This window comes from Rubripirellula reticaptiva (assembly GCF_007860175.1).
GTDB lineage: Bacteria > Planctomycetota > Planctomycetia > Pirellulales > Pirellulaceae > Rubripirellula > Rubripirellula reticaptiva.
On sequence record NZ_SJPX01000007.1, the window covers coordinates 1 to 10,595 of the forward strand.

General features: G+C 54.4%; 8 protein-coding genes. 2 read left to right on the plus strand and 6 right to left on the minus strand.

Annotation, left to right across the window (positions count from 1 at the left end; genetic code table 11):
• Positions 1 to 203 precede the first annotated feature (203 nt).
• Positions 204 to 662 (minus strand): hypothetical protein, encoded by a 459-nt coding sequence (locus Poly59_RS28985; protein ID WP_186776603.1) that lies wholly within the window; start codon positions 660 to 662, stop codon positions 204 to 206.
• A 2,127-nt stretch (positions 663 to 2,789) separates the two neighbouring features.
• Entirely contained in the window at positions 2,790 to 3,263 is a 474-nt protein-coding gene (locus Poly59_RS28990) for a low molecular weight protein tyrosine phosphatase family protein (protein WP_222436200.1), read from the minus strand.
• A 1,317-nt stretch (positions 3,264 to 4,580) separates the two neighbouring features.
• On the opposite strand from Poly59_RS28990, the gene Poly59_RS30510 reads away from it, so the two are divergent.
• Both Poly59_RS30510 and Poly59_RS30515 read left to right on the plus strand, forming a co-directional pair.
• Positions 4,581 to 4,715 (plus strand): hypothetical protein, encoded by a 135-nt coding sequence (locus tag Poly59_RS30510; RefSeq protein WP_261343575.1) that lies wholly within the window; start codon positions 4,581 to 4,583, stop codon positions 4,713 to 4,715.
• Between the two features lie 717 nt (positions 4,716 to 5,432).
• Positions 5,433 to 5,567, plus strand: a complete 135-nt coding sequence (locus tag Poly59_RS30515; protein WP_261343575.1) for a hypothetical protein — start codon at positions 5,433 to 5,435, stop codon at positions 5,565 to 5,567.
• Positions 5,568 to 7,920: 2,353 nt separating this feature from the next.
• Here Poly59_RS30515 and Poly59_RS28995 read toward each other — a convergent pair.
• The 4 genes from Poly59_RS28995 to Poly59_RS29010 form a co-directional block, all read right to left on the minus strand.
• Entirely contained in the window at positions 7,921 to 8,322 is a 402-nt protein-coding gene (locus Poly59_RS28995) for a hypothetical protein (protein WP_146537610.1), read from the minus strand.
• A gap of 213 nt (positions 8,323 to 8,535) precedes the next feature.
• On the minus strand, positions 8,536 to 8,745 hold the full coding sequence (locus tag Poly59_RS29000; RefSeq protein WP_146537611.1) for a hypothetical protein: 210 nt from the start codon (positions 8,743 to 8,745) through the stop codon (positions 8,536 to 8,538).
• Positions 8,746 to 9,005: 260 nt separating this feature from the next.
• A complete protein-coding gene (locus tag Poly59_RS29005) occupies positions 9,006 to 9,602 on the minus strand; it encodes an SMI1/KNR4 family protein (RefSeq protein WP_146537612.1) in 597 nt (198 codons plus the stop codon).
• A gap of 460 nt (positions 9,603 to 10,062) precedes the next feature.
• The coding region (locus Poly59_RS29010; RefSeq protein ID WP_222436201.1) for a hypothetical protein at positions 10,063 to 10,595 on the minus strand (533 nt) is incomplete at its 5' end.

The following is a 10,595-nucleotide window of genomic DNA, read 5'->3' on the forward strand; positions in this document are numbered from 1 at the left end:
CCGAAGTTACGCCAAGCACATGCAGCGTCAAGATCGTTGCCGTTCGGGTTGAAATCAGGTTCCCGCGGCAATCGCTCAGGCTTCAAATTGCGAGTGCGTTTAGACACGATTCTTCAGTCGGGTAACGGTACCGATCACCGGGTCGGGAGAGTTGATGTTCCATTTGAAAACGGCCGCAAGCCCGACTCCGGTGCATCGGATGGTTATCCGCCCTTTACCCGTACCACGAGGTACCGACTTTCGCGTCGTTCTTCGATCGTGAGCTCAAGGCCGTTGATGTTGTTTAGCCGGTCCATGATAGCGTCAATATCTTCGCTGATCCAGTCATCTTCGCGAACCCACATCGTCTCCCGGATCGCAATCGCGTCCGTCCCGCATGGTACCGGGTTGGCATCTGGCGAATGCCGCCAAAGCAGTCCAATGTCCTTGCCATCCCTGTCTTGGTAGTGAGCCGAGATAACGTCGAGATCGTCGCATGCTAAGGCGTCAAGAACTTGACGCCATGCTTGGGCTGAGTCGGTCTGCTCGTTGGGAGTGTTCAAGGCCGCGTTGAGTTCGTAGATCGTGGGCGTGGTAGCCCTGGAAGGCGTCGTGTATGCATGATGGATTTCAGTCGGATAACGGTAGGCGTCAGCGGGCGGCGGCGAACGACGTGCAAGCAAACGGAAAAGCTAACCACCGCCGCTCCGTTGCACGCCATGGTTATCCCTTTTGCATCGGGACGCATCCGCGTTGAAGCACGATCCCAATCAGGTAGCCAATGAAGCCAGCAGCAACTGTGATGTGGCATCGAGTGATCTCTGCGAGATGGTTTCCGAGCATTGGATCAGAAAGAACCGACGCGGGCAAGAAAGGTGAGTCAACCGCTACCTCAGGGCGTCCGGAAAAGACCGATGCGACGATGCAGAATACGCCGAAGCCAAGCAGCGGTTTAGCACGACGGTCGTACCCAAGGAGAATCGCAGTCGCACAGAGCAGTCCGGCCAGTACCCGAACTGCTTGTGCCCACACTAGCGAAGGAGCAGATACAGAAGCGAAACCGATTGCAGCATAAGCAACAAGTGCAATCAAAAATGCGAGGGAGAATCTCAATGGCGGGAGTTCGCGTTGTGTGTGTTCTTACGTGGGATAACGACCACGGTCACGCGGCACGAGCGGATCGGCAACCACTGCCAAACTCATTTTCGAGTGCTCGCGTGCACCGATTGGTTCGTCGTAGTTTACCGGAGCGAGGCGGCCCAAGTCAAAAGGCGTGTCTCCAATGGTCGAGCTTGAGTTCCGATCGCAATATTTCGAGGGCGGGTTCGTCAGCGCACCAATCAGCAGCGCCATTCCACCATCGTGCCGCCAAACGCCACCAAATCCGAGCATGTCTTCGCTCGACGGCGCCGTGCGAGTCGATCAAGGCCACGCCCGTGCGTCCCCTCGCCGCCGTTGAGCGCACCCATCACGAGCCTGGATTCGTCTGCGCAATCCTTTTGTGAGGAGTCACACGACGAACGTCTAAAATCACCCGGTCGCGACGAGAGATTCTCCATTGTCAAAACGCCCGACTTCGCGACTCGGGTGCATTTTTTTGTTATTCGACGTTTTGTGGTGAACGTTGAACGACTCGTTTCGATTCAACGACGTATACATCGGTAATACCGGGGTAATTCTCCCATAAGTATGGCAACCAGTTTTCGGCTGGAACAACGGGCCACCACCAAATATTTGGAATTGTTGGTTGAATTAAGCTCAACCCCCCTTTGATTCGCCATTCACGTTCATGTGTCCAGTCAAGCGGGTCTGGAGTCCGAAACGGATTGGTTTCCACGACCCTGAATCGTTCCGATTCAGGCCAAATTGAAGGTTCTTGGTGTTCGGAGTAGATAACAGGTCGTCCACCCAACCACCAGAAAGTGTGTTTGTGGCAGATAATGCCAAGCGGTTGCCTCTTGTTGTTTGTTTCCATGATCTCCGGCCATATTGCTGGCGGTGCGTCATAAAAACAGGCAGCCCCTTGCGGAACGTACTTGGTCACATGGTTTTGGAGAGATGGACGGACAAAGTTCTCTTTGAAGATGCTCTGAAGGGCGTCAGCAGCGGTGCCCAACCTGCCCGGGGAGATGAGGTTATGTGTTCGGACAAAATGAACGACCCAATGACTGAGGTCTGATCGTGACATCGCTTTTTGGTATGCGTTAGTCATGCAGTCTTAAGTCGAATAACGTTACCGATCACCGGGTCGGGAGTGTTGACGTTCCAGTTGAAAACGGCCGCAAGCCCGACTCCGGTGCATCGGATGGTTATCCGCCGTTCTCGGCAAGCCAGGATGGTCAGTAGCCGAACGTGGTATTGTACGGGAAGAATCAGTGCCAGTCAGCACCACACGAAAAGCATTGCCTTGACCTCGCGGTGCGTAGATTGACGCCACATTTGGGACACGGCGGCCCATCTGCGGGATACGATCGCGCCGTACCAGCAGCAACGGATTCGCGATGAGCAAGTTCGTCCTCCGGAATTGGTATGCCGCGTTCCGCTCTCCAGCAATCGTGGCAGTCACGTGGAACAGGGTCGCCGTAAGGAGTGCCTGGGTAGTGCTCAGCGTACCATTGCCGCATATCAGCGGCACCCACGTTCAAGTGCATTCGTTGGCCGCACTTAGGACAGATTGCGTATGGCATCAGCGATCATGGTAGCGGTGAACTCCTCACATTTCAGTCGGATAACGTTACCGATCACCGGGTCGGGAGTGTTGATGTTCCATTTGAAAACGGCCGCAAGCCCGACTCCGGTGCATCGAATGGTTATCCGCCGTTTGCGTGGTCCGGGAGAATACGGGTGACCGCATCAGCGATGAGGCCCTGCAGCTCCGGGTCCATGAATCGGTAGTCGTCGGGAATATCAGCACAGTGTATGTCCAAGTATCGCGTCTCGCCAGGGAAGTCGGCCCGCAGGCGTGAAACATGCTTAGGTTCCATGGCGATCACAACGTCTGCCCATTTGAGGTCTCCGGACCGAACAACGCGATTTGCGGACCGACTGGTGCCAGCCGAGCGCACCCGAAACAGGTCGTGGTCAGCGTACATCTTCTCCGCGGTTGGGCTACGCCAGCGGTTCTTTGAGCAGATGAACAGGACGTTTACAGCATGTTGTTCGATTTGGTGATGCCCTTGCACGCGTGGGTATTCCATGCCGAGCTGCTTCGCGCGGTGCAGCTTTTCGGAGCGGAGATAAAGGTCAGACCACTTCTTCTCGCGTGGCCACAGGTCATCGTTCATGATTCAGTCGGATAACGTTTAGGATCACCGGGCGGCGGGAGTTCGGCAACCACTTGTAAAAATCAACCACCGCCGCTCCGTGTGCATCCGTTGGTTATCGCTTTTATCAGAGCCATTTGCTCAGGTCGCACGGCAAACACAGTCTAACACCAAGACCGAGGTCAAGTCTTTAAGGTGAAGCGGGTTTGGCCGCGTGAGTTCTGGCGGAAGCCGTGAGCGTGGATGCGTGATCGAGTCGATCGCCGAATGGAATGACAAAGGTATCGTTGCAAGCACACGACCGACGCTGAAGCGGAGTGATCAAAAGCGTTGGGTCAGAACAGCCTTCGGCCCCTTGGGTGACAGCAACCATCAAAAAGATGAGCCATCGCCGCTGGCGAAACCTTCGCGGGTCAAAACTAAGGTGCGATAACGTTACGGTTTACCGGGCGGCGGCGAAGGCCGTGATTTCGACAGGACGTGACCACCGCCGCTCCGGTACAACCGATGGTTATCCGCTTTATCGACGGGCATTGATCGAGTGTTGGGCAGTGGGTTTCAAGTCGCCAGAGTCTAGCGGGCCCTAAAGTCCCAGGCAAGCAATTCCGTTCATCGAAGGATCGGAACCGTTGTGATGCCATCGGCAAACGCCAACCGTAAAGACCGCAGTCAGTCAGCGATCAACCAACGTTGCAGCCAACGCCAACGGAGGATCAAAACGTTTGACGCGTCGATTCACTAACGCAAAAGCCGAACGACCAATTCGCAATCGAAGGTTGAAGTGATCGCTTGTGCGAAGAAATACGCCGGACACCTGAGGGAGTATGTCGGATAACGGTGGCCATCACCGGGTGGCGGCGGTTGACGTGATTTCAAAAAAACGTAACCACCGCCACTCCGGTGCATGGCATGGTTATCGGCATTTATCGACGGGCGTTGATCGAGTGCCGGGCAGTGGCAACCACGTCGCCACAGCTTAACGGGCATTGGTTCGCGCGGCAAGCAATCGGGCGTTGACCGGGTCGGCAAGTAAACGGGCATTATCGTCCGACGGTGCTTGTTGACGGTGAACGAAGGATCGAAAACGCTGTCGTTGGATCAGCAAACGAAGACAGCGAACACGTTCAAGAATTGCGAGCGGCTTGGAGGGAGGAAAGCGCAAGCGGAGGATCAATACGTTTGAATCGCAGATTCGCTAACGCAAATGCCGAACGACAACTTTCCAATCGGGCGTTGCAGTAATCGTTTGTGCAAGCAAATAAGCGGAACATCTGCGGAGTCAGTCCGATAACGTTTCACATCACCGGGTGGCGGCGATTGACGTGATTTCAAAGAAACGTGACCACCGCCACTCCGGTGCATGTGTTGGTTATCGGCATTTATGAACGGGCGTTGGTCGAGCATCGGGCAGTCGTTGCCACGCCGCCACAGTTTAGCGAGCGTTGGTTCACGCGGCAAGCAATTGGGCGTTGATCGGGTCGGCAAGTAAACGGGCATTGTCTTTCGACGGCGCTTGTTAACGGTAAGCGAAGGATCGAAAACGTTGTCGTTGGATCAGCAAACGACAACAGCAAACACGATCAAGGACTGCGAGCGGCGCGGGGTGTAGCAGTCGCGAACGGAGGATTAAGGCGTTTGGATCGCAAATTCGCTAACGCAAATGCAGAACGAAAAATTTACACTCGAGCGTTGCAGTAATCGCTAGTGCAAGCGTCAAACACCTGAGACGTCAGTCCGATAACGTTACGGTTTACCGGGCGGCGGCGAGTGCCGTGATTTCAAAACAGCGCGACCACCGCCGCTCCGGTACAACCGATGGTTATCCGCTTTATCGACGGGCATTGATCGAGTGTTGGGCAGTGGATTTCAAGTCGCCAGAGTCTAGCGGGCTCTAAAGTTCCAGGCAAGCAATTCCGTTCATCGAAGGATCAGAACCGTTGTGATGCCATCGGCAAACGCCAGCCGTAAAGACCGAAGTCAGTCAGCGATCAACCAGCGTTGCGGCCGACGCCAACGGAGGATCAAAACGTTTGACGCGTCGATTCACTAACGCAAAAGCCGAACGACCAATTCGCAATCGAAGGTTGAGGCGATCGCTTGTGCGAAGAAATACGCCGGACACCTGAGGGAGTCAGTCGGATAACGTTTCACATCACCGGGTGGCGGCGATTGACGTGATTTCAAAGAAACGTGACCACCGCCACTCCGGTGCATGTGTTGGTTATCGGCATTTATGAACGGGCGTTGGTCGAGCATCGGGCAGTCGTTGCCACGCCGCCACAGTTTAGCGAGCGTTGGTTCACGCGGCAAGCAATTGGGCGTTGATCGGGTCGGCAAGTAAACGGGCATTGTCTTTCGACGGCGCTTGTTAACGGTAAGCGAAGGATCGAAAACGTTGTCGTTGGATCAGCAAACGACAACAGCAAACACGATCAAGGACTGCGAGCGGCGCGGGGTGTAGCAGTCGCGAACGGAGGATTAAGGCGTTTGGATCGCAAATTCGCTAACGCAAATGCAGAACGAAAAATTTACACTCGAGCGTTGCAGTAATCGCTAGTGCAAGCGTCAAACACCTGAGACGTCAGTCCGATAACGGTAGGCGTCAGCGGGCGGCGGCGAACGACGTGCAAGCAAACGGAAAAGCTAACCACCGCCGCTCCGTTGCACGCCATGGTTATCCCTTTTGCATCGGGACGCATCCGCGTTGAAGCACGATCCCAATCAGGTAGCCAATGAAGCCAGCAGCAACTGTGATGTGGCATCGAGTGATCTCTGCGAGATGGTTTCCGAGCATTGGATCAGAAAGAACCGACGCGGGCAAGAAAGGTGAGTCAACCGCTACCTCAGGGCGTCCGGAAAAGACCGATGCGACGATGCAGAATACGCCGAAGCCAAGCAGCGGTTTAGCACGACGGTCGTACCCAAGGAGAATCGCAGTCGCACAGAGCAGTCCGGCCAGTACCCGAACTGCTTGTGCCCACACTAGCGAAGGAGCAGATACAGAAGCGAAACCGATTGCAGCATAAGCAACAAGTGCAATCAAAAATGCGAGGGAGAATCTCAATGGCGGGAGTTCGCGTTGTGTGTGTTCTTACGTGGGATAACGTAACGCATCAGCGGGGACGGGCGAACCGCTTGCAAGCAGAATTGAAAACGAACCACCCGTCCTCCGTTGCATGCGATGGTTATCGCAAGAACCCTCTCGCAGAGTGTTTTACATTTGCTGCGGCTTACGAAAAGCCAACGAACTTGAGTTTAATAGGTCTGCTAAGAGAACGTAAGTGAATGCGGAGCCAAAAAGCAGCTTGCCGATGGTAGAGCCAACGTGCCGCATCATGTACGGGGCAGACAGGTCAACGAAAAACAGTTGAACCAGGGCGAGCAATCCAACGAGTGTTAGGTACATCCAGCATCCCACGGAGAACTGGTAGCCTTTCCGTCTTCCTTGCCACAGCAGAATGCCGCCGGCAAGTCCACAGAAACCTCGAAAAACAATCGTTGTTGTTAAAAGAGAAATCGTCAGCAGGCTCGGGGGCGAAGCGAAAGCAAGTGCAGCGACGACAATGGCTCCGAAGACGCCAATGACACCCTGAAGCATGGTTAAGGCAGCAATGAATTTTCGTGGCCGAAGCGAACCCGTATTTGACGCATCCCGGAGAAAGACCTGTTGCGAGCAGTGGGCACTAGAAATGCCAGTAAGAAGATCGTCGCGAGGTGCGTTAGCGAAGCGGTGCCCGCAGTCCCTGCAATTCATCGCGTCTTGACGGAGGGTTACCCTCCCGCATTCCGTGCATTTCATTTGTCGTTAAACGCCTATGAAGCCCCTAGGATCACTAAGGCTTGTAGCTTGAGTTGAGAAGCGTCGTTGCGATAACGGCGGCGATAACCGAGTCGCGGGAATTGATTGTCCGTTGCGAAATCGCCCGGCTACCGCGACTTCGGTTCATCGCATTGTTCGTTGGCAGATTGGGCGTGCTAACCGGTCGGCCACCGCAATCCGATTTTGCGAATTTACTTGCCATCGCCGATTACGGCAACCAGATCGGCTAGAGCCGATTGGATCGACCCTGGTTGTATGCGAAATTCATAGGAGTCAGCAACGCATTCTATCGAGCTATCGTGGAATGTAAAAATGAAATGACGCTTTGTACTCAGCTCGCGATCTCGATTCCCAGATTCGAGTTTTGTGAGTTTGCGGACCCAAGACGAGTTCTCAACTTCGTAAGCCGAATATGTGTCAAGCCCAATGGGTGATAGTGGATGATTGGGAAGCGTGTTCTCGTCAGGAAACCAGCCGAATCGAACATCGGCGCAAATGCGAAATTCGAGAACGACAACCATACGTTCGTTCTTTCGATGATCAACCACAGTGATGTATTGGCCATGCCAGCCATCAGGTGGCGGTTCCGCGGCAAGGTAGCAAACTGCAGTGTAGTGTTCAGTCGCAACCATTGACGGCAACGGAGCGCCAATGTCGCATGCGGGAATTTCTTCAAGAGGAACCAGTCGATCCTGGTCATCAATCGAGTACAAATCGAGTCCTTCCGAGTGTGCAAGTCCAACGAACGGCGGTCGTCACCGGGCACGGAGAGACAACTTTCCATTTGTGAAAACGCGCAAGCCGTGCTCCGTGTGCACGACATTGTTATCCGCCGCCTTGAGTCCATGGCAGTTCGGGTCACGTTGATGAACAAAGGATTTGCCATTGTACGATGTAATCCCACAGTCCGGTGTTGAATTGCTCGCTTCCGAAGCGGCCGACCGATAACGCCATGTGAGGGCTGTAGACATGCGAGAACGCACCGCCCCAGAAGCCAGGCGAACCGGTGAATTGGTAGTAAAGTTGCCCGCAGCCAGCGTACGGACCAGGGGAAAGTGCGTAGAGAAGTAGCAGTCCACCTGAGATCAACCAAAAAGTATCCCAGCGGTTTGGCGTCGGACGACGGGATAGACGTGCGACACCAAGGGCGAGTGGAGTGAGCGAAACGAGGAACAGTGCAAGGCCCCAATTAAGTTTGACCAAGAGCACCCAGAGTGCGACACCGGCTACGATCGTGATAGATTTTGCTATTGGTTTCATGTTGAGGGAGACGAAAAAGTCGAGCAACGTCAGTCGGATAACGGTTGCCGTCACCTGGGACGGACGATTGATTTTCAATCGTGAAACCACGCAAGCCGTCCTCAGGTGCACGACTTGGTTATCCGACGTCTTGTGGGAAGCGTTGAGCGACCCGATATACGAAAAAGCTTAGTGCATCAGCAACCGACGAGCAAGAATCAAAACACGCAAACATCAGTCCTCAAGCAGCGCAGCTACATAGATCAGACCCCAAACAAAGTTTGCGATGGCGAGATACATCCCGGCATAAATGGCGATGCGTTTGCGTGAGCGCGAATGCCCCAAAAGTCCGATTGCGAAACCAATGCCGATGAAAGACAGCAGCCAGCCAAGCCAAGCAATCCCGGGCATCCATTCAGCGAGTGGTCCTGCATAAGTAATCACAGGTTGGCGATTCGTGTGATCCGACCGAACATGAAGTGCGCACGCAATCAGAACGACTGAACCCGCTATTGAGAACGCCGTGGGTAGCAATGCTTGCAACCACGTGAGCGTAGCGAGCGATTCGGATGGCGTGGGATGACGCAAAGCTTCGCTGTCAATTGTGTGATGACTTCAATCGGATAACGGCGGTCGTAACCGAGGACCGCCAATGTGGTTTCCATTTGTAAACGCGTCATGCGGTCCTTCGGTTCACGACATGGTTATGGCACGTCTTTCCTCGCGATTGCGCGGTCGAGCCACGTCTCGTACCAGTCTACAAAACAAAGCGGCTCTTTGTTACCGAACGTGTCGCATGGGTATAGACCGCCCCATTCAGTCGTACGATCATCGATCCAAACCTGACCGCGAGCCATCCCGGTCACGATCAAATCGGTCATCATGCCGTCGCCCATCTCGCCTAGCACTATCTTGCCGTATTGATTAGCGGGATCTTTGTAGAATTCACGAAGTCGTTTGAGATCATCACCCGAATGCGAGTGCGAGTATTCAATGCGGCATCCAGTTTCGTACGGAAAGGGTTTGCTGGGCGTCAGGTATTCGGCAAACGCATCTTGGACCGTGAATTGTCCGTAGATTGGTCCAGCGCCGCCGTTCGAGAAAGTGGTGATGAACGCTCGGTAGTCAGTCGGCAATTCAACACCGTGTGACCGTTCAAGTTCGGCGAGTTCCTGCTCGCTGATTGGGACATTCAATTCGTATTGATGTTCACCAGAGCTTCCCACGCGACAACGTGGGTCTGAATCGCGTAGACGCTCAAACTTCTCGGCAATTCGGTCTAGCTGAGATTCAATTGCCATAACGTTGACGATCACATCGCGGCGGCGGGCGATTAGATTCTGAAAGTAAAGGCGATCCGCCGCTGTTGTGCATCGTATTGTTCATCGCGACGTTTGCGCATTCGGTAATGCCTAATCACCATCGTGATGTTGTGATTCAGTCTACTGCGTAGCGACGGGCCGAGCAATGTTCTTGCGACGCCAAGCCAAGAGCAATGAGCATGGGCGAGCAGATCGATGCACGCCGACCGAACAAGTAATCCGACCGAACAAGGAATCCGACCGAACAAGGAATCCGACCGAACAAGGAATCCGACCGAGCAAGGAATCCGACCGAGCAAGAACCGCAATCGAAGCCCACGGAATCCGTCAACCGAATCGTCAGAGCAAGAGAGTCGATGAACGGTACCGATCACCGGGTCGGGAGAGTTGATGTTCCATTTGAAAACGGCCGCAAGCCCGACTCCGGTGCATCGGATGGTTATCCGCCCTTTACCCGTACCACGAGGTACCGACTTTCGCGTCGTTCTTCGATCGTGAGCTCAAGGCCGTTGATGTTGTTTAGCCGGTCCATGATAGCGTCAATATCTTCGCTGATCCAGTCATCTTCGCGAACCCACATCGTCTCCCGGATCGCAATCGCGTCCGTCCCGCATGGTACCGGGTTGGCATCTGGCGAATGCCGCCAAAGCAGTCCAATGTCCTTGCCATCCCTGTCTTGGTAGTGAGCCGAGATAACGTCGAGATCGTCGCATGCTAAGGCGTCAAGAACTTGACGCCATGCTTGGGCTGAGTCGGTCTGCTCGTTGGGAGTGTTCAAGGCCGCGTTGAGTTCGTAGATCGTGGGCGTGGTAGCCCTGGAAGGCGTCGTGTATGCATGATGGATTTCAGTCGGATAACGGTGGCCATCAGCGGGCACGGAAAGATAATTGTCCATTACCAAAAATCGCGCAAGCCGTGCTCCGTTGCATGGCTTGGTTACCCGCCGTCCTGCTGGAGCTCGACAACCTGCGA

Coding starts and splice junctions, on each gene's coding strand:
- Poly59_RS28990 (WP_222436200.1), bottom strand. CDS start 3,263: ATGAACGATGACCTGTGGCCACGCGAGAAGAAGTGGTCTGACCTTTAT.
- Poly59_RS28995 (WP_146537610.1), bottom strand. CDS start 8,322: ATGAAACCAATAGCAAAATCTATCACGATCGTAGCCGGTGTCGCACTC.
- Poly59_RS29005 (WP_146537612.1), bottom strand. CDS start 9,602: ATGGCAATTGAATCTCAGCTAGACCGAATTGCCGAGAAGTTTGAGCGT.